Genomic DNA, 18,263 nt, shown 5'->3' with positions numbered 1-18,263 from the left:
TACATTATGTAAGAAGCATGAAAGAGGCAAACGAATATGTAAGTCGCGACCCTACCTTATATGAGTATGCTTTTCTATGTCACGTTATGCTCATCTAATATACCGTATTTCTTTTTAAATCTTGTAAGAATCGTAATCCATGAAGTACTAAATAGTAATAAGAAAATAACATTCGAAATCGCATGGCTCAAATCAAAGTAAAAACTTGCGATATAATACGAAATGACAGTTTCCCATGTTGCTTCTCGTATAAAACCGAGAAGGCCCCAGAAATTCATAATCCAGCCAAATAAAAAGCCAACAATTACTCCGTAAAGAAGTCTCCCCCATAGCTTTTTCATAAAAAATGTATTACGAAGTAAACCTGCTATAAAACCAATCATGCCCCACGAAAACATTTGCCACGGTGTCCATGGACCTTGTCCTAAAAAAATATTAGATACGATTGCTGCTGTAGCACCAATCATAAAACCAGTTTCACTTCCAAATACAATTGCAGAAACGATAATGACAAAAGAAGTTGGTTGTACACTTGGTAAAATAGAAAATGGCACCCGGCTTACTGCTGCAATTGCCGCTAATACAGCAACGAGAACAATTTCACGTGAAACAAACGCCTTTCTTTCAAAACGGATATAGAAAGGTAACATAATAACCGCTAATAGAAACAAACTACTTAACATGTAATAACCGTCCATGACAAGTGTCGTAAAAAGCAATGTGCCGATTATTACTGCAAAAATACATATTATGAATGCAACATATCGTTTGGACACGCTTCGTACACATCCTCCCATGTTAATGCATATGGCAATTCTTTTCGAATGAATCGATTAATAGATGTTGTATAAAAGAAGTTGCCGCTAAAAAATTCTTTCGGTGCATCATTCATAATGACTGTTCCATCAAATAACATCATACATTGATCCACGTATTTCGCTGCAAACTCAATATCGTGCGTTGCCATTACAATTGTTGTACCTTCTTTTTGCAGCTTCCTAAATAGTTCTCCTACTCTTTCTTTCTTCCATGGATCCAATCCCTTTGTCGGTTCATCAAGTAATAATATCGTTGGCTTTGATAATAACGTCGTACATAACGCAAGTAATTGTTGCTCTCCTCCGCTACAATCATGCGGATGGCGTTCTTTAAGCGAGTACAACCAAAACTGTTTTAGCGTATCTTCTGCTATTTCTTTTCCTTGTTCTCCATATAATTCACGCGCACGTTCATAAACCTCGTCCCATACTGTATCAAATGTAAAATGGTAATACGGATGCTGCGATACATACCCAATACTTTTAAACCGTTCTTTCGAATCGATTTTATGTACCACTTTTCCGTTCCACTTTACTTTTCCTCTTCTCGCTTTTTGTAATCCTGCTAAAATCGTTAACAGTGTAGACTTACCTGTACCGTTCTTCCCAACGAGCGCTACCCATTTTCCTTTTTCAATCGAAACTGATAAATCACGTAAAATAAGCGGACTATTTTTTTCATATTGGAACGAAATATGCTCTGCGCTTAAAATTACCTCTTGCTTTTCACTTTGTGCTATTGGGTCATTTACATATGATATCGCTGCAAAATCATTCATTTTCATTTGCGCCTCTCGCACTGTAAACGGAATATCTCTCACATTCCACTCTAAAAATAGCCTTGGAATTTGCGGAATAAATGGACGGAATGTTTCTACTCCCCACATATCCGTAATAACAATTTTAGGACTACCATCATACTTAATACGGCCATTATCCATACAAACAACGCGTGTTGCAAGCGGGATAACTTCATCTAAACGATGTTCACTTAAAATAATCGTAATTCCAAGTTCTTCATTAATCCGTTTTAATAATCCTAAAAACTCTTTTGCAGCGATTGGATCTAACTGCGCTGTCGGTTCATCTAATAATAGCAATTTCGGCTGCATAACTAATACCGCAGCTAAATTGACAAGCTGCTTCTGCCCACCAGATAACGTATGAACAGATTGATGCAATAAATCTTGAAATCCTAAAAAGCTAATAAGCTCTGCTATTCTTTTTTGAATAATATGTGATGGTAATCCGATATTTTCTAAAGAAAATGCTAATTCTTGAATCACTGTATCCATAACAATCTGGTTTTCTGGGTTTTGAAATACCATCCCAATTTCTTGGGCAGATAACAAATCAGCTACTTCCTCTATTAAAACACCCTCATAAAATATCTCTCCAGAACGCGTACCAATTGGAAGTAACTCCTTTTTAAAATGTTTTAATAACGTCGTCTTCCCAGATCCCGATCCTCCAGCAAGTGCAATAAACTCACCTTTTTGAACAGAAAGAGAAATATGCTGTAACGCTTTTCCATTTTCATCAGCATATACAAATGATAAATTGTTTATTTCTGCATGCGCCACCATATCCATTCTCTCCCTTCCATTATGATTGGTAAACTAATAAACATCGTAAATACAACAAACATCATCCCATCGTATTGCTGGAAGAAAATAGATTCGACTTTCGGATAAATAATTAATTTTCCTCCGCCATAATTACTACATACAATAGCAGCTATAAATAAAATGATTAAATAATTGAGCGTATACCAATCGCGCCTTTCCATTCTATAGCGAATATACGTCGTACGCTTCGTTACACCAAATCCACGAGCTTGCATAGAATCTGCCGTTTGCAGTGCATCTTCTAATGAACAAATTAATAATACTTGCAGCAATTGCATACCATTTTTGACGCGTTCAATTATCGAACCTGAATCTACCTGCACACCTTTCGTTTTTTGGACGAGTGTGATTTTCTTTAATCGTCTTATAAACAAAGGAACAAATCTCACTGTAATCATCGTTAACAATGCAACTTTCGGTGAAATTCTTGAAAACAAATATAAAAATTTATGACTGGAAATAATATCATTGTATGACGCAAACGTAAACATAACTGCAACTAGTAATAACCCCATTACTATTCCAAACATAATCGCCTCAAGCTTAATACGGCTATCACCTAACCAAAATAACGTAGTTCGACCTCTATGCGTTAATAACGAATTAAATAAAATTACCATAAAAAAGAAAACAATTGTGCTCGGTAACATCTTTCTTATCTTTTCGCTATTTCCTTGCATCACATTTAACATAATAATTAATACTATTGCTCCAATTAAAAAAAGAGGATGAAGACACATCGTACATAGTATCATCACCCCGATATAATAGAAAAAATTCACAAAAGGATGTAAAGAAGAAAAACTTATTTTCATAGCCCTTTACCGAATGCCTTTCTTATTGTAATACGTATACCCACTCAATTGTATCTCCTGGTTTTACCGTAGCTACACCAGCACTATGGTTTGGAAAAGCACCGTTCACACGATATTTCCATCCACTAGTATCCGTAATATCTTTTTCATATAAATCATTAATACCTTTTACATAAATACTATCTCTAGATCCGCTTGCATCAACATCTAATCCTGTACGTTGTAATACTTTATACACAGTATCGCCATCTTGTACATCCATCTTTTTCGCACCCATTATATATCCGTTATTTCCTTTTACCGAGATTGTTACTTGTTTTGCTTGTGGTTTCGGTACTGGTACTGGATCTGTTTTTGGTGGTTCAGGTTTTGGTACTGCCGGAGTCGGTATCGTTTTCTCCGCTTTATTCGGATCAACTTTTTGCTCCTGCTTCGGTGTTTCTTTCGGCTGGTTCACAACCTTTGCTTCTTCTTTTACTTCTGGTGCTTTCGGTTGTTGTTTCTCTTCTTGTACTTGTTGCTGCTCTGGTTGCTTATTTACAGCAGGTTGCTCTTTCGGTTGTTCCTGTTGTTTCTCTTCTTTCTTTACCTCTGGTTGTGCCTGCGGCTTTTCCTCTTTCGGCTTCTCTTCTACTTTTTGTTCTTGTTTCTCTTTCTGTTCTTCTTGCTGCTTTTGCTCTGATTCAGCTTGCTTTTCTTCTGCTTTTTCTTCTGGCTTCGCTTCATCTTTTTGTTCTTCTTGTTTCGCTACCTCTTCTTGCTTTGGTTCTACCTTCTTTTCAGGCTTTACAGCTGCCTCTTCACATCCGGCAAGTAGCCCGAGCGAAAGCAGTAAAGAAATGAACCATTTCACCTTACTCATCCTATCTCTCACCTTTCATACGAAAATTAGGAGCAAATAATTGCTCCTAATTTTTTGTTAAGCTGCTTTACGTCTCCATAATACATATGCAGAAGCAATACATAATACACCCATACCTACTTCTGTTGCTGCACTATGAGAAGATGCTCCTGTTTTTGGTAGACTGTTACCGTTTCCGATTTTTTTATTCTTAACCGGTTCGTTATCTACAACTACTTTTAGATTTTCATCTTTTGTTTCTTGTTGTACTTGTTTTTGTTCTTTCGGTTCTTCAGTAACTTCTTTTTCTACTACATTATTTTCTGGTTCAACGACCTTTTCTGGCTCTTCAATCGGTTTTGGCTTAATTACATTACCAGCGTCTACATTAGACCAATCATAAATAGATTTTCCCATTTCCTTAAATTGAAGTAATGCTAAAAGAGCCTGTTCTGTAGCCATTCCGTTACCATTTTGATCACTTGGTAACCATTTAAATTCACCATTTGAAAGTTGATATGATAATAGGTTTTGCATTGCCTTATGAAGACGATTTTGATCTACATCTTTAACAAGCGATAATCCAATAATTGCTTGCGCAGTACTATTTGAATTTTCTTGTCCATCAGCTGAAAAACCACCATTTTGCAGCTGTTCGTTATATAAATATGCAACAGCTTTTTGTATAGCTGGTTTCACATCTGATCGCTCTTGATAAGGAGCTAATGCTGATAAAACCATACCTGTTACATCAACGCTACTAGCACTATCTTTACTACCTGAACTATTATAAGTCCATCCACCGTCTGTATGCTGATTATTTAACAGTGCTTCAACTAAAGCAACTCTGTTCCATTTTGATTCAACTGGAATCTCATACTTCTTCGTATCAAATGCAAGTAAAGCAAATGCATAACCTGTAACAGAATTCACTTTATCTGACTCATACAATTTTTGAACTAAATTATGCCCACCTACATTTTTAGGGTCTGCACTCATTGCATTCATCATAATAATTGTTCTAGCTAAATCTGTCGCTGAAAAACGATTAATGCGCTTTTCTACTTTTTCAGTTACTGACTTAACATAATTTAATTTTGCCTCAATTGGCACATTCTTTCCAAAACGAGAAAGCGCTACAGCTACCCAGTCACTTTCAATTCCATCTTGTAACATCTTATCTGATGTTTTAGAAATGGCTTCGTTTAATTGTGCACTTGGATCTTGAATGTTCTCTTGCTTTGGTTGTTCTGGTTTTTCATCATTTATTTTTGTACCCTCTGGTTTTTCTTGTTTTGGATCATTCGTCTTTGGTTCTTCTGGTTTTTCTTGTTTTGGATCATCCGTCTTCGATTCTTCTGGTTTTTCTTGTTTTGGATCATCCGTCTTTGGTTCTTCGGGTTTGCCACCGTTAGTTTCTTCTGTTTTACACGTCCCGAACTTATCTAACGTTTCTTTCAATGTTTCCTGGCTTATATTGCTCCAGTCTGAAACAAAGCGAAAGACAACAACATCTCCAGATTTTAATTTATAACTATCTGCTCCGACTTCTGCAGACTTATCATTTACATCATATAGCCAAGCACTTGTAGCCCCGGCCATTAAACCATCGATTCCTTTTACATATGTTCCAAACGACATCGTTTCAGATTCTACTTTGTCCCCCATGACCTTTTGCAGCAAACTTAAAGCTGTTTCCCCATCTTTAATTTGCTCTTCTTTCGGACATAACATAATGCCCTTTTGTGATTCCCCAATAATTGCAAGTTTTGCTGTATTTTCTTCAGCAAACGTAATATGTACTGTATTCGCAAAAGAAACAAATACAAGTGTCACTGCCATTAACGACGTAAGCAGCCACTTTTTCAACATTGCCATCCCAAAATTTCCTCCCTTACTACCATTTACACAAAAAAAGGCCCTTCAAGGGCGTGCGATTGACACTCTCTTTTTGTAAGTGTCGAACAAAAATGTACAACACCTCCTACCCGCATTATTCGCGGCTATATTTGTATAGGAAAAATAATTTTGTTTATGAACGTATCATTGTGATAACATTCACTTTTCTTGGCACAACTTACTTCCATTTAAGTTATCGTAAAACGATAAACCTATACATTCTGTAAATTTTAAATTTCTGTATTATTTTACTATTGACAAAGAATTTTGTCCATGCTTTATCGGATTTATTTTCTAAGAATAATAACTTATTAACTCTTAACGATGTAAACTCTTTTCACTAATAATGACGCCATCTTCATCCGCATAGACATATTCATTTGGATTCCAATCCACTTGTCCAAAGTGCAATGAAATATTTCGTTCTCCTTTTCCTTCTTTCACACTTCTATTTGGCATCGTTCCTAACGCTAAAATACCAATATTAATATTCTTTAGTTCACTAGAATCACGAACATACCCATTCACAATAATTCCTGCTAGCTTTCTTTCTTCCGCAATAGCTGCCAAATTATCACCAAGTAACGCACAATTCGTAGACGCTCCGCCATCAACAACTAATACTGTTCCTTCTGGTAATGTTTGCAATCCTTCCTTCACTAGTACATTATCATCTTTCACTTTTACAGTTGCAATTTTCCCGTGGAATTGTTCTTTCTTCCCAAAAGACCGAAAAGACTGGCGACATATTTGTAATTCCTTTTCAAATTCATCACATAGATCAGTAGTTTTCCACATCTTGTTCCCTCTTTTCCTTTTTCTTTCTACATAACATATTCTTGGCTTATTATCGTTTCCCTGTCTAATATTGCAATAATTTGTACGTGCGGGAAAAGGATACAAAAACTATTGCCTTAAGAAGCTACCTTTATTATAATCTATTTCACAGATTAAATTCAGAATATTAAAAATTAACCAAGTGAAGAAGGAGGGATTTTATGCAAATACAAACTGAGGCAAAAAAACAACCTAGTAAACAAAAGTTTAAAATGCCTGATGCGTACGTACTACTATTTTTTATTGCCTTACTTTGCGCCATTGCTACTTATTTCGTTCCTGCTGGAGAATTTAAAAGGGTTACAAACGGGACCGTTACAACGACAATACCAGGTAGCTATCATTCTGTTCCGCAATCACCCGTAGGATTTGTTTCTTTTTTTACCGCTATTGAAAAAGGAATGACACTTGCTGCCCCTATTATCTTTCTAATTTTATTTACAGGTGGAGCCATTGCAATTCTTGAAAAAACAGGTGCTCTTGACGGTTTAATCTATCATGTTATTAACAAATTTCGTAATCAGCAATTACTTTTCATTTGTATCGTTGCCGCACTTTTTTCTATTCTTGGAACGACTGGCATTATCGTTAACTCAGTTATCGGTTTTATCCCTATCGGCATCATCGTTGCCCGCACGTTAAAATGGGACGCTATCGTCGGTGTAGCAATTATTTATTTAGGCACTTATGCTGGTTTTAATGCTACTATTTTATCTCCCTCACCTTTAGGCATTTCACAAAAGATCGCAGAACTTCCGATGTTTTCCGGGATTGGTTTACGCACCGCAATCTATATATCTTTTTTACTTGCTACCATTCTATATATAAATTGGTATGTAAAGCGCTTGAAAAAATCGAATAAAGGAAGCATCCTTGGCGACAACTGGTTTCCAAGTAACGCTCTTTCAAGCGAAAAAGAAGCAGAGAAAAAGGAAGTTCCTTGGACGATACGTCATAAATTAATTTTACTCGTTTCAGCTTTATCATTAATTGCATTTTTAATAGGCGCTTTTCGTCTGCATTGGACGGACGCAGAAATGACCGCTACTTTTATTTTCATAGCAATTACAGCCGGAATAATAGGTGGCATGAAAGCAAACGATATCGCTTCTACTTTTCTAACTGGCTGCCAAAACCTTATCTATGGTGCTTTAATTGTCGGAATGGCTCGCTGTATTTCAGTCATTTTAGAACAGGGCAAATTACTTGATACTATCGTTAACCAGCTCGCACAGTCTCTTGAAGGACAAAGCCCTGTATTTGGCGTTATCGGTATGTACGTAAGTAGTGCTGCATTACATTTCCTTATTTCATCCGGGACAGGAGAATCGGTTATTTTTATTCCGATATTAGCTCCATTAGCTGATTTCATGCACATTACACGCCAAGTTACAGTACAGGCTGTTATGCTCGGAGAAGGTGTAGTAAACTGCTTAAATCCAACTTCCGGTGTTTTAATGGGCGTTCTCGCAGCAAGCGGGATTTCTTATGGAAAATGGATTCGTTTCATGGCTCCACTTGCACTCATTTGGTTTATCATTGGACTTGTTTTTCTTATTGTTGGGGTGAATATTGAGTGGGGACCTTACTAAATACTTAACTAGATAAATAAGTACTATCGTTCCATATAAATATCTATTCTATTTCCCTCACTAGTCCTATAAAAATCATTTATTCTAGTAAAAATATAAGAAGGGATTGATCATAATGATCAATCCCTTTTATCAAAATATAATACCTTTAAAAATCTTAGTTCCAGATTTTATTTACCCATTCTGGATGATCAATAAAAGGATTGCGGTTATGTTGATATTTTGTAAAAATCACTTCATTACGCTTTCGCTCTAAATCATCGACCGGGTCTTGTTCATTCCATTTTAATAAAACAGATAGTTTCCCCATGTATGGATCTTTATTGTTATTCACTTTTTCATTTAGTTCTAAATCTATTTCGCCGTTGTCCCCCTCGTAACGAACAGCCATATAAAACAGCATTCTAGCAATATCTCCTTTTACACTATCACGAGGTTCCCAAGAATCACTATCATATTTACATTCTGTCGCTTCAGAATGATTTACACCACCGTTATCAAAATCTAGATTTCCACGTGAACTATTTACAGATACATCCGTCGCTCTTAAATGATGTAGATCTGTTCCAGGTCCTGCAGTCGTTCCAAAGTCACCGTGAGATTTTGCCCAAACATGCTCTCGGTTCCAGTTATTTACTCCTGATCCATTCGTAAGTTTCCCTTGCGAACGACCAGTATATAAGAGTATCACATTATTTTTATTATTTGGATCTTCATCAGTATCTCTTAACGCTTCCCAAACCGCACTGTATGATAACTTTGTATGATTATCAATAATATTATGCAGTTCCTTCTTTAATTCTAACCCCGTTTTTCCTATTGCGTTATTATAATATGTATCGTCATAATTTTTTACAATAATCTCCTGTGCTGATGCAGGAACCACTTCACCGTGTATAGTATCTGTGAATGATAGAGATGCAGAACCTAAAATAAAAAATGAAGATAGTGTAACCATAGCGATCTTTGTATTTCGAAACTTCATATACCCATTCCCCTTTAAAATATAATTTAAAGCTATTAACTAAAAAGTGCTTTCTAACCCCCGAAACCTTTTAGAAACCCATACCCCTTTTCTGTTTATTTAATACAAGACTCTATCCAGTCTGTATCACTTCTAAACTTTTTGTTTATTCACATTCCAAACAATTTCACTTTTTACAAGGAATATCCTTTTCTTATAAAGATTATTAACATATTCTTTACAACTAAAAAGTAGTTTAATATTAACTTATAAATTTAAATTTATTTATGCAATAATGCATATTTGATAAATACTTTAAAAAACAGTTTGAATAAAATGCATTCAAAGAAAACCGTGCCACAAAACAGATACGGTCTAAGACAGAAATAATAAAAATTAAGATGATAGCTCGACTTTTCCCTTTTCCATAACTATCTTTATTTTTGTGTAAAACCTTTCTTTCTCTGAATAATACGTACAAAAATAGATTGGATACCATGTAGGCACCAATCTATTTTAATTAAAGAAACTGTGTCAATTCTGAGTTCACAACACGTTGTGCAGTAATAATAACATTTTCAGCTGTTAGTCCATAAACACTATATAGTCCACCAGGTTGATTAGGAACAATTTGAACTTCATATTCAAATGCTTGTCCAAGAGCAGGATGAACTAAACTTAGAGTTGCAAAAGTAGAAGCATTAGAATTCACATTGAAGTTTACCTGTTCAATTAATACTAATGAACCGTCAAGTCTAAAAACTCTAGCTACTCCAGTAAGTGGGCCCGCAGTACGGTTAAGGATCTTCACCCTAACTTTATTTGCATTAGCAGGTTGATTTCCTACGTTTTCAATTGGTCCTGTAGTAAGAGCCATATAACATCACCTCCATTATATTATTATTATATTCAACGATAAACATTAATGTTATAGTCTAATTACCCAATTTACTTAAAATAAAAAGAAGCTCCAAATTCTATTATATTTAGGTCATAGATATTAAACTTAATAAAATCAAAGGCAGGAACATATTTGATATGTTCCTGCCTTTTTATTGTGAGAAACCGATAAATAGCCCTCTAGCTAAGATTTTAAAGTGCTACAAAATCAAAAATTTTATCTCACCAAAGTTTTCTATGAGAATCCAGTGAACAGCTTATTTACATAATTTTTGTTCTCAGAAGTTGATCTTGTAGCGCTCTTTCTCGTAATTCACTATGTTTTCCAAAGAAAATAGTGAAAAACAGGGCGGTGAATACATTTACAAAATGACAAAACTGTAAGAATACACGAATGTTTGTAAGAAAGTTCGATGTTTTCTTTTTCCTTTTTTTATTATAGTGAAAAAGAAGAACAAAATATTCTCTTATGTAGGAAAGGAAGATAATAATGATCGATCTATTAAATAAATGGATGTTAGAAAGTACAGCCAATTTTAATATCGTTGTAGGACTTACAGCACTTCTATTTTTTGGTTCAGTAATTGCACTTATTATTATTTACAAAAAAATTGGTAAACCGGTTGAAAGAACAAATACTATTTATTTAAAAATTACTTCTCGTATGTTTACTACTCAAATTCTAATGAATGCTATATTTATTTCTTTAGTTGGTAAAGATATTGAGAATTTTCGTCAAATCTTTATATTATTTGAAGCTTTTGTATTCTTTATTGGAGCTATTTATTCGTTTAAATTATATAGACAGGAGTACAAATGATTCACTTATAAGAAACAATAAAAAACAGTAGTGATTTTACATTACTGTTTTTTATTGTTCATTTTTAATTGTAAACTTTTCATTTTTAGTTAACTGTATATTCTATACATATGAGGTTAACATAACCCATCATTAGCGTTAGCGAGGAAAAAGGACAACCCTGCTCTCACAAGTGAACCCTTTTTTAGTTCTATGAATCTATACATATTATATACATTCCTATCCTAACGTGGTTTTAGTGCTCTTGTTTGTTACTGGATTAGCCAAAAAACTGTATAAAATCTTGCATACTATTAGCGTGTTTTTTCAAAAATACTGGCATCCCCCAATTGGTGCTTTCTTATGGATATTGCTTGACTCCTCATTAAACACTCTCCGGTTCTTTGTCTATCTTTAGGAATAAACCCTGCTTGTTTATTTCAAGTTCTTGCATCGAGGTTTTACCTTCTCCCAAAGCCAAACAAACAATTCAGATTACATGCCTATATCAAACTAAACATTCAATCTTTATCCAGTTTGTAAATAAAAAAGGACAATCAGCCCTCACCAATCGGGCTTTTACGGGCAGTTGATCCCCACCTAATTTCTTTGCTTCCGCCGAAATTTGAGATGAGGGTCTTACTGCCCGGCAAATAGCGGGATAAAACTAGAACTTCTTTTCCTATGTATATTTACTTCGTTACCTCTCCAAACTGCGCTCTCGTCACTTTCGCCAAGTCATCTACTTTAAGCTCAATTTGTATACCAATTTTCCCGCCACTTACTATCATCGTTTCAAGTGATTGGGCACTTTCATCAATACATGTAGAAAATAACTTCTTCATTCCGACTGGTGAACAACCACCGCGAATATATCCTGACACTTTCGTAATATCTTTAACAGGAATCATTTCAATTTTCTTTTCACTTACTGCTTTTGCGGCAGCTTTTAAATTTAGTTCCTCATCTACCGGAATAATAAACACATGATAATTTTTACTATTCCCTTGAGCGATTAACGTTTTATATACTTCTCTCACTTCTCGTCCAATTTTCTCGGCTACTGATACGCCATCAATTTTCCCATCGTCTGGATCATATGACATCATCGAATATTCAATTTTTTCTTTATCTAATATTCGCATCGCATTTGTTTTATCTTTTTTCATAGTGATCTCCTTAAAAGGTTATTTCATATTATTAAGTTTTATTATACACCCTTTTCCATTTCTCCTACATAACTTCACGTATATTTCAAAACTAAAAATATTGATAATTCAAAAATCATCTGATATAATTTGGAAAAACTTACGTTAAGGAGAGATTTGTAATGCGAAATTTTAATACTTCTTTCCAACTTCATCATCATACGTAACGCCGTGTATCCGAAGAAAAATTTTTCTTCGTGGGTACAGGGCTTTTCCTGTTGACCCACGAAGCGTTCATAAAGCTATGTGGGTATTTATATACCTGCATAGCTTTTTTTAATTTGAAAAAGGAGTGATTATGATGGAAATGAGAAATGTAAAGGGAACGAAAGACTATTTACCAGAGGAGCAAGTGCTGCGAAATAAAATTAAAAGAGCTTGTGAAGATACGTTTGAACGATACGGATGCAAACCGTTAGAAACACCAACGTTAAATATGTATGAGCTTATGTCATACAAGTACGGCGGTGGTGATGAAATATTAAAAGAAATATATACACTTCAGGATCAAGGAAAACGCGACCTTGCCTTACGATACGATTTGACAATTCCATTCGCAAAAGTCGTGGCAATGAATCCGAACCTCCGCCTCCCTTTTAAACGTTATGAGATTGGGAAAGTATTTCGAGATGGGCCAATTAAACAAGGAAGATTTCGTGAATTTATACAATGCGACGTTGATATCGTCGGTGTTGAGTCTGTCATGGCAGAAGCTGAACTTATGAGTATGGCGTTTGAACTGTTCCAAACGTTAAACTTAGAAGTAACGATCCAATATAACAACCGAAAATTATTAAACGGTATTCTCGAGTCTATTAACATCCCTACTGAGTTAACGAGTGACGTCATTTTGTCATTAGATAAAATCGAAAAGATTGGGATTGATGGTGTACGAAAAGATGTATTAGAGCGCGGGATTTCTGAAGAAATGGCTGATACGATATGTAATACCGTATTATCTTGTCTAAAGCTTACTATCGCTGACTTTAAAGAAGCTTTCAATAATCCACTCGTTGCCGATGGAGTAAACGAATTACAACAATTACAGCAATATTTAATCGCCCTTGGAATAAATGAAAATACGATATTCAACCCGTTTTTAGCGCGAGGACTCACAATGTATACAGGTACTGTATATGAAATCTTTTTAAAAGATAGATCGATTACATCTAGCATCGGTAGCGGCGGCCGTTACGATAACATTATCGGAGCATTCCGTGGTGATAATATGAACTATCCAACAGTCGGTATTTCATTCGGTTTAGACGTTATTTATACAGCACTATCGCAGAAAGAAACAATCTCATCTACAGCGGATCTATTTATCATCCCACTCGGGACAGAGTTACAATGCTTACCAATTGCCCAGCAATTACGTTCTACCACTTCCTTAAAAGTCGAACTAGAACTAGCAGGACGCAAATTAAAACGTGCCCTTAATTATGCCAATAAAGAGAATATCCCTTATGTGCTTATTATTGGGGAAAACGAACTTAGTACAAACACTGTTGTGTTGCGGAATATGAAGGAAGGTAGTGAGGTGAAGGTTCCGATTTCTTCTTTAAGTAATTATTTATAATACGAACCACCCTCGTTTGGGTGGTTTTTCTATTTTATAGATACCCAACAATTAGTTTACATAAAATTATTATATTCTATTAAAAATACAAATAAACAATATCCAATTATCTATTTTTTTTGGTAATATATAGATACGAATTGTTTTAGGAGGATTCACTTTGAAAACCTACATTCAAGCACTAAAGTGGACTACAGGGATCTATCATCTTTTATTACTTCCTTGTTATTATGTATTTCCAAGTCTTGTTAACCTATATGGGTTACCTTTACTACTATTGATTGTTTTACATATCAATACTATTTTATTAGCTAAAAAAGAAGGCATGAATACGTACCCTCATTATATCGGTATTATCGTTACTCTAGTTGCCTTCTTTCCTTATATAGACATCTTTCTACATATGATAGCAGCCATTTTCCTTTTATTAGATGCTGCTTCTACGAATGCAAAAGAAGTGTATGATTCATAACAGGATGAAATGAAACTTTAATCAGTAGAGTTTTGAAGTCGGTTAGCAAATTGCAAAACTTACACAATAACTTCATTGCTAACACCCAAAAAGGATTTACTTTTTAAGTAAATCCTTTTTTAAATTCCCCTCCTTACTCCAGAATAATAAAAGAATATTCTGTTTAATTTTTATAAATTTCTAAATATTTATAATACATTCGAATTAACATACATTTTAGTTATGTAAAAAATCTAAGTTTTAAGGAGATGAATCCATGCTTAAAAAGTTGGTAGCAGGTGCATTATTAACTGTTTCGTCGTTAACTGGAGGAATGGGATTAGTATCAGCTAGTACCGAAAAAGATTATACGATTTCCTCTTTCGAATATGTAACTGTAGATGAAAAGACTGTTGATTCGTTTAACAAATTGAGTGCTCCATCAAGGGAAGACGTAAAAATAACGTTAGTTCTACCGAAACAAAATCAAAATGGAGACTGGTTATCTTATGGATTTTCGAGCAAAGAAAGTTTAGAGTCTTTTATTGAAAAAGATAAACAAAGGTTGAATCATTCAATCACTCCCCTTGGTGTTGGAGGAAGCGGACCTGGTAGTACAGACTTCTATAAACTCACAAATCAAGGTAGCGAGTATTTTTCACTAAGTAGCGGTTATAAAAACTTGTCTGCTAGTTGGCAAAATCAAATTGTTTCTATACGTACAGCAGCTCCTACTGCTAGCTATTCAACAACACTATGGGAACGTACTTCAACTGACGGATATGGAAAAGGTGTTGTTTTTAAACATGCTGATTGGTATGGTCAAACTGCAAACTTAAATAACTTTCCAACTTCAGCAGTTGAAGTTAAAAAGTAAAAAATATAGAAATAAAAGGTGTTTTCACGTATGAAAGCACCTTTTATTTCTACAATTATTTCTTCTATAACAATTTCAACTCTTAATTATTATTTTTCGTATTCCTACTCTCCAAAACTTTCTCCATATTATGAGTTGCCCATTCCATCATTAATAGAATCACTGGACGTAGTGATTCACCAAGCTCAGTTAACGAATATTCAACTTTAGGTGGCACTTCACGGTATACTTCACGATGTATAATGCCATCAGCTTCAAGTTCTCTCAGCTGCAGCGTTAACATTCTTTGTGTGATATTTGGTTTTAATCTTTTTAATTCATTAAAGCGCTTTGTACCATCTAATAAATGATACAAAATTACCCCTTTCCATTTCCCTCCAATCACCTCAACCATAGCTTCAACTGGACAAGAATATTTATTTAAAAATGGGTAATTTATATTATTTTCGTTTGGACAATCCATAATAAATCCCTTCCCTTAACAATAGTATCTTTTTTGATACTATACCACATAAATGTGCGTACTTGTATCTATGTTACTTTAAAAATATAATTTACTTACAAAAATAAATTCATGAAAAGAGGAACTTTTATGACAAATACAAACGAAATTACAAAAGAAAAGATTATGGAGGCTTTTCATTTCAGACATGCATGTAAAGAATTCGATCCTATGCACAAAATTTCAGAAGAGGATTTTAAATTTATTTTAGAAACAGGCAGATTATCTCCTTCTTCTTTTGGATATGAGCCTTGGAAATTTATTGTCGTACAAAATAAAGAATTAAGAGAAAAACTACAACCGTATTCATGGGGCGCTGGTGGGCAACTTGCAACAGCTAGTCATTTTGTTATTGTTCTTTCAAGAAACATTAAAGATATGCATTATGATGCAGAGTATATTAAATATATGATGAACGATATTATTGGATTGCCTGAAGACACTCAAAAAATTAGATATGAATTCTTCAAAAAGTTCCAGGAAACAGATTTTAACTTATTACAATCCGATCGTGCTGTATTTGATTGGGCATCTAAACAAACTTATATTGCTTTAGGTAATATGATGACGAGCGCAGCTCAAATCGGTATTGATTCTTGTCCAATAGAAGGATTTGATAAAGAGGAAGTAGATTCTTTACTTCGTCAAGAAGGCATTATACAAGACGATAACTTTGAAGTATCAGTTATGGTTGCCTTTGGTTACCGTAAAGAAGAGCCAAAGCGTGATAAAACAAGACAGACTATGGATACAATTGTTGAATGGATTAAGTAATATAGCACAGACAAATAATGCTCCTAATAGCTGGATACTTATACTAAAGAACTATCAGTCGTTTTTCTTATGTATGAATTTGGTTTTTCATGGAAAGATATGTTAGTATGTATACAGTTTGAGTGCTCTATTTTTAGAGTCGAACAGGAGGAGAATGAATATGTCTGATATTGAAGTTGGCGAAGTGTTTACTCTTAGTGATGAGAATAACGAAGAGCAAGAAGTAGAAGTACTTGGAGCGATGGATGTCGAAGGTGCAGAGTATATTGCTGTTGCCTTTGTTGAAGATATCCAAACAGAAACTGAGGAAGACATTGATATTTTCTTTTTAAAAGTAGAAGAAGATAATGAGTTTTCATACATTGAAAATGATGAAGAGTTTGATAAAGTATCTACTGCGTTTGAAAAGATTTTGGATGAGCAAGAGCAAGAATAGTATGAATGAAAAACACGCGGGCGGATGTATATCCGCCCTCTTTTTATTTATTACTCATCCAGAGACTCACGCAGTAATTGCAGTACATCTTTCATCGCAAAAGGTCCATCTTTTTTAACATGTTCCGCAAATTCTGAAACGAGACGTAATGTTCTCACACTTTCGATTGGATGCTCTCCTGATGCACTTTCAGCTGAAAGCATAACTGCATTCGTCCCGTCCAGTACAGCTTGAAACACATCAGTCACCTCTGCCCTTGTTGGAATAGAATGATCTACCATAGATTGAAGCATTTGTGTTGCTGTAATGACATATGTATTCGTTCGATTACATTCCTGAATCATCATTTTCTGTAAAAGCGGAATGCATTGATACGGTAACTCTACTCCTAAATCGCCCCTTGCAATCATAATTCCATCTGCTTCTTTACATATATCTTGAAAATTCTCGATTGCTTCCATCGTTTCTATTTTTGCAATTACATTAGGTGACGTTTCTTTATACTGTTGTATAAAATCTCGTATTTCTTTTATATGACTAGGTTTTCTTACGAAAGAACACGCGATAAAATCAACATTCTCTTCTAAAAGAAACTGAATATCTTTTTTATCTTTCTCTGTAATAGCTGGTAAACGAACAGCCGCATCTGGTAAATTAACTCCTTTATGAGATGAGATATTGCCACCTGTTTTTACCTTCGTTTCTATTTTGTCCGTACTTATCTTTTCAACAATTAATTCAACTTCTCCATCATTAATTAAAATTCTACTGCCTACTTTCACATCATTCGCAATTCCTTCATAATCAACACTCGCTTCTGTATTACTCCCTGTAACTGGTTGTGTATGTAAAATAAAAGAATCTCCTGCCTGAAGTGTAATTTGCTCTCCCTTCACTTCACCTAATCTTATTTTAGGACCTTGTACATCACCCAAAAATTTAATAGAGTCATCTAATGATTTCACTAAACGAATGATGTCTTTATGACTTTCATGCGTGCCATGCGATAAATTCAGTCGAACAATTTTCATACCATTCTTTATTAACTGTGCTAATGTTTCTTTATTATTACTTGCGGGTCCAATTGTACAAATTCGATCGATTGTCATTTTTGTCACCATCCTTTTTTTAATAAGTTTCCCATATGGACTTAAAAATAACAGAGATTCTGACATGAATAGATTTAAATTTACATGAATTTCATAAAATTAAACCTGTATCCCTTGCTGGCTAAGCATTAGAAGATATATTCGCTTTTTTGCAAATGAAGACATGTTGAATCGAAAGTAAAAGAAACGTTAAGTATGGGATAAACCATTGAGAGTTTCGAAATTTTCATATAT

At 34.6% G+C, this 18,263-nt stretch carries 18 protein-coding genes and 1 pseudogene; 7 read left to right on the top strand and 12 right to left on the bottom strand.

The window, feature by feature from the left end; translation table 11 throughout:
- Positions 1-74: 74 nt before the first annotated feature.
- The 6 genes from DN401_RS05570 to rraA form a co-directional block, all read right to left on the bottom strand.
- Positions 75-776 carry an ECF transporter S component gene (locus DN401_RS05570; protein ID WP_000044904.1) on the bottom strand — a complete coding sequence of 234 codons (702 nt, stop codon included), beginning with the start codon at positions 774-776 and terminating at the stop codon, positions 75-77.
- The gene (locus DN401_RS05565) at positions 749-2,410 is read right to left on the bottom strand and encodes an ABC transporter ATP-binding protein (protein ID WP_149287625.1); all 1,662 of its coding nucleotides are present in this window, start codon (positions 2,408-2,410) and stop codon (positions 749-751) included. The genes DN401_RS05570 and DN401_RS05565 overlap by 28 nt, the downstream gene beginning before the upstream one ends.
- A complete protein-coding gene (locus DN401_RS05560) occupies positions 2,383-3,261 on the bottom strand; it encodes an energy-coupling factor transporter transmembrane component T (protein WP_002204741.1) in 879 nt (292 codons plus the stop codon). The genes DN401_RS05565 and DN401_RS05560 overlap by 28 nt, the downstream gene beginning before the upstream one ends.
- 22 nt (positions 3,262-3,283) lie before the next feature.
- Positions 3,284-4,123, bottom strand: coding sequence for a DUF4430 domain-containing protein (locus DN401_RS05555; RefSeq protein ID WP_000048880.1), 840 nt, complete (start codon positions 4,121-4,123; stop codon positions 3,284-3,286).
- Positions 4,124-4,180: 57 nt separating this feature from the next.
- Positions 4,181-5,980, bottom strand: coding sequence for a DUF4430 domain-containing protein (locus tag DN401_RS05550; protein WP_149287624.1), 1,800 nt, complete (start codon positions 5,978-5,980; stop codon positions 4,181-4,183).
- 339 nt (positions 5,981-6,319) lie between these two features.
- Complete coding sequence (gene rraA, locus DN401_RS05545; RefSeq protein ID WP_000266037.1) at positions 6,320-6,799, bottom strand: ribonuclease E activity regulator RraA; 480 nt, start codon at positions 6,797-6,799, stop codon at positions 6,320-6,322.
- A 200-nt stretch (positions 6,800-6,999) separates the two neighbouring features.
- Here rraA and DN401_RS05540 point away from each other — a divergent pair, with 200 nt between their 5' ends.
- Positions 7,000-8,430: a YfcC family protein gene (locus tag DN401_RS05540; protein WP_001166974.1), complete on the top strand. Its 1,431-nt coding sequence runs from the start codon at positions 7,000-7,002 to the stop codon at positions 8,428-8,430.
- Between the two features lie 157 nt (positions 8,431-8,587).
- On the opposite strand, the gene DN401_RS05535 is transcribed toward DN401_RS05540, so the two are convergent.
- The 3 genes and pseudogenes from DN401_RS05535 to DN401_RS30445 form a co-directional block, all read right to left on the bottom strand.
- Positions 8,588-9,415 (bottom strand): endonuclease I family protein, encoded by an 828-nt coding sequence (locus tag DN401_RS05535; RefSeq protein ID WP_000672193.1) that lies wholly within the window; start codon positions 9,413-9,415, stop codon positions 8,588-8,590.
- A gap of 499 nt (positions 9,416-9,914) precedes the next feature.
- The gene (locus tag DN401_RS05530; protein WP_001229415.1) at positions 9,915-10,271 is read right to left on the bottom strand and encodes a hypothetical protein; all 357 of its coding nucleotides are present in this window, start codon (positions 10,269-10,271) and stop codon (positions 9,915-9,917) included.
- A gap of 287 nt (positions 10,272-10,558) precedes the next feature.
- Positions 10,559-10,645 (bottom strand): annotated as a pseudogene (locus tag DN401_RS30445) (transposase); the annotation flags it as partial.
- A gap of 139 nt (positions 10,646-10,784) precedes the next feature.
- Between DN401_RS30445 and DN401_RS05520 the strand changes: the two are divergent.
- Complete coding sequence (locus tag DN401_RS05520; protein ID WP_000566269.1) at positions 10,785-11,114, top strand: hypothetical protein; 330 nt, start codon at positions 10,785-10,787, stop codon at positions 11,112-11,114.
- Positions 11,115-11,785: 671 nt separating this feature from the next.
- Here DN401_RS05520 and ybaK read toward each other — a convergent pair.
- Positions 11,786-12,262: a Cys-tRNA(Pro) deacylase gene (ybaK, locus tag DN401_RS05515; RefSeq protein WP_000710860.1), complete on the bottom strand. Its 477-nt coding sequence runs from the start codon at positions 12,260-12,262 to the stop codon at positions 11,786-11,788.
- Positions 12,263-12,602: 340 nt separating this feature from the next.
- Between ybaK and DN401_RS05510 the strand changes: the two genes are divergently transcribed.
- The 3 genes from DN401_RS05510 (at position 12,603) to DN401_RS05500 (ending at position 15,208) form a co-directional block, all read left to right on the top strand.
- Complete coding sequence (locus DN401_RS05510; protein WP_000425985.1) at positions 12,603-13,880, top strand: histidine--tRNA ligase; 1,278 nt, start codon at positions 12,603-12,605, stop codon at positions 13,878-13,880.
- A 160-nt stretch (positions 13,881-14,040) separates the two neighbouring features.
- Positions 14,041-14,352 carry a hypothetical protein gene (locus DN401_RS05505; RefSeq protein WP_000860725.1) on the top strand — a complete coding sequence of 104 codons (312 nt, stop codon included), beginning with the start codon at positions 14,041-14,043 and terminating at the stop codon, positions 14,350-14,352.
- Positions 14,353-14,608: 256 nt separating this feature from the next.
- On the top strand, positions 14,609-15,208 hold the full coding sequence (locus DN401_RS05500) for a hypothetical protein (RefSeq protein WP_149287623.1): 600 nt from the start codon (positions 14,609-14,611) through the stop codon (positions 15,206-15,208).
- A gap of 82 nt (positions 15,209-15,290) precedes the next feature.
- Here DN401_RS05500 and DN401_RS05495 read toward each other — a convergent pair whose 3' ends face one another.
- The gene (locus DN401_RS05495) at positions 15,291-15,671 is read right to left on the bottom strand and encodes a winged helix-turn-helix transcriptional regulator (protein WP_000340580.1); all 381 of its coding nucleotides are present in this window, start codon (positions 15,669-15,671) and stop codon (positions 15,291-15,293) included.
- Between the two features lie 129 nt (positions 15,672-15,800).
- On the opposite strand from DN401_RS05495, the gene DN401_RS05490 reads away from it, so the two are divergent.
- Together DN401_RS05490 and DN401_RS05485 are read left to right on the top strand one after the other, a co-directional pair.
- The gene (locus DN401_RS05490; protein ID WP_000185713.1) at positions 15,801-16,484 is read left to right on the top strand and encodes an NAD(P)H-dependent oxidoreductase; all 684 of its coding nucleotides are present in this window, start codon (positions 15,801-15,803) and stop codon (positions 16,482-16,484) included.
- A gap of 154 nt (positions 16,485-16,638) precedes the next feature.
- Positions 16,639-16,920, top strand: coding sequence for a DUF1292 domain-containing protein (locus DN401_RS05485; RefSeq protein WP_002026117.1), 282 nt, complete (start codon positions 16,639-16,641; stop codon positions 16,918-16,920).
- 50 nt (positions 16,921-16,970) lie between these two features.
- Here DN401_RS05485 and DN401_RS05480 read toward each other — a convergent pair whose 3' ends face one another.
- Positions 16,971-18,029, bottom strand: coding sequence for a pyruvate kinase (locus DN401_RS05480; RefSeq protein WP_000151079.1), 1,059 nt, complete (start codon positions 18,027-18,029; stop codon positions 16,971-16,973).
- Positions 18,030-18,263: the final 234 nt, after the last annotated feature.

Origin of the sequence: Bacillus sp. BF2-3 (assembly GCF_008368795.1) — a bacterium.
In the GTDB taxonomy this organism is placed as follows: Bacteria; Bacillota; Bacilli; order Bacillales; family Bacillaceae_G; genus Bacillus_A; species Bacillus_A cereus.
The sequence above is the reverse complement of the archived record's forward strand: the minus strand, read 5'-3'. Positions and strand labels throughout refer to the sequence as shown.

Bases quoted from the DNA above. Each gene is read 5' to 3' on its own strand.
- DN401_RS05565 (WP_149287625.1), bottom strand. From the start codon at position 2,410: ATGGATATGGTGGCGCATGCAGAAATAAACAATTTATCATTTGTATAT.
- DN401_RS05560 (WP_002204741.1), bottom strand. From the start codon at position 3,261: ATGAAAATAAGTTTTTCTTCTTTACATCCTTTTGTGAATTTTTTCTAT.
- DN401_RS05555 (WP_000048880.1), bottom strand. From the start codon at position 4,123: ATGAGTAAGGTGAAATGGTTCATTTCTTTACTGCTTTCGCTCGGGCTA.
- DN401_RS05550 (WP_149287624.1), bottom strand. From the start codon at position 5,980: ATGGCAATGTTGAAAAAGTGGCTGCTTACGTCGTTAATGGCAGTGACA.
- rraA (WP_000266037.1), bottom strand. From the start codon at position 6,799: ATGTGGAAAACTACTGATCTATGTGATGAATTTGAAAAGGAATTACAA.
- DN401_RS05540 (WP_001166974.1), top strand. From the start codon at position 7,000: ATGCAAATACAAACTGAGGCAAAAAAACAACCTAGTAAACAAAAGTTT.
- DN401_RS05535 (WP_000672193.1), bottom strand. From the start codon at position 9,415: ATGAAGTTTCGAAATACAAAGATCGCTATGGTTACACTATCTTCATTT.
- DN401_RS05530 (WP_001229415.1), bottom strand. From the start codon at position 10,271: ATGGCTCTTACTACAGGACCAATTGAAAACGTAGGAAATCAACCTGCT.
- DN401_RS05520 (WP_000566269.1), top strand. From the start codon at position 10,785: ATGATCGATCTATTAAATAAATGGATGTTAGAAAGTACAGCCAATTTT.
- ybaK (WP_000710860.1), bottom strand. From the start codon at position 12,262: ATGAAAAAAGATAAAACAAATGCGATGCGAATATTAGATAAAGAAAAA.
- DN401_RS05510 (WP_000425985.1), top strand. From the start codon at position 12,603: ATGGAAATGAGAAATGTAAAGGGAACGAAAGACTATTTACCAGAGGAG.
- DN401_RS05500 (WP_149287623.1), top strand. From the start codon at position 14,609: ATGCTTAAAAAGTTGGTAGCAGGTGCATTATTAACTGTTTCGTCGTTA.
- DN401_RS05495 (WP_000340580.1), bottom strand. From the start codon at position 15,671: ATGGATTGTCCAAACGAAAATAATATAAATTACCCATTTTTAAATAAA.
- DN401_RS05490 (WP_000185713.1), top strand. From the start codon at position 15,801: ATGACAAATACAAACGAAATTACAAAAGAAAAGATTATGGAGGCTTTT.
- DN401_RS05485 (WP_002026117.1), top strand. From the start codon at position 16,639: ATGAATATGTCTGATATTGAAGTTGGCGAAGTGTTTACTCTTAGTGAT.
- DN401_RS05480 (WP_000151079.1), bottom strand. From the start codon at position 18,029: ATGACAATCGATCGAATTTGTACAATTGGACCCGCAAGTAATAATAAA.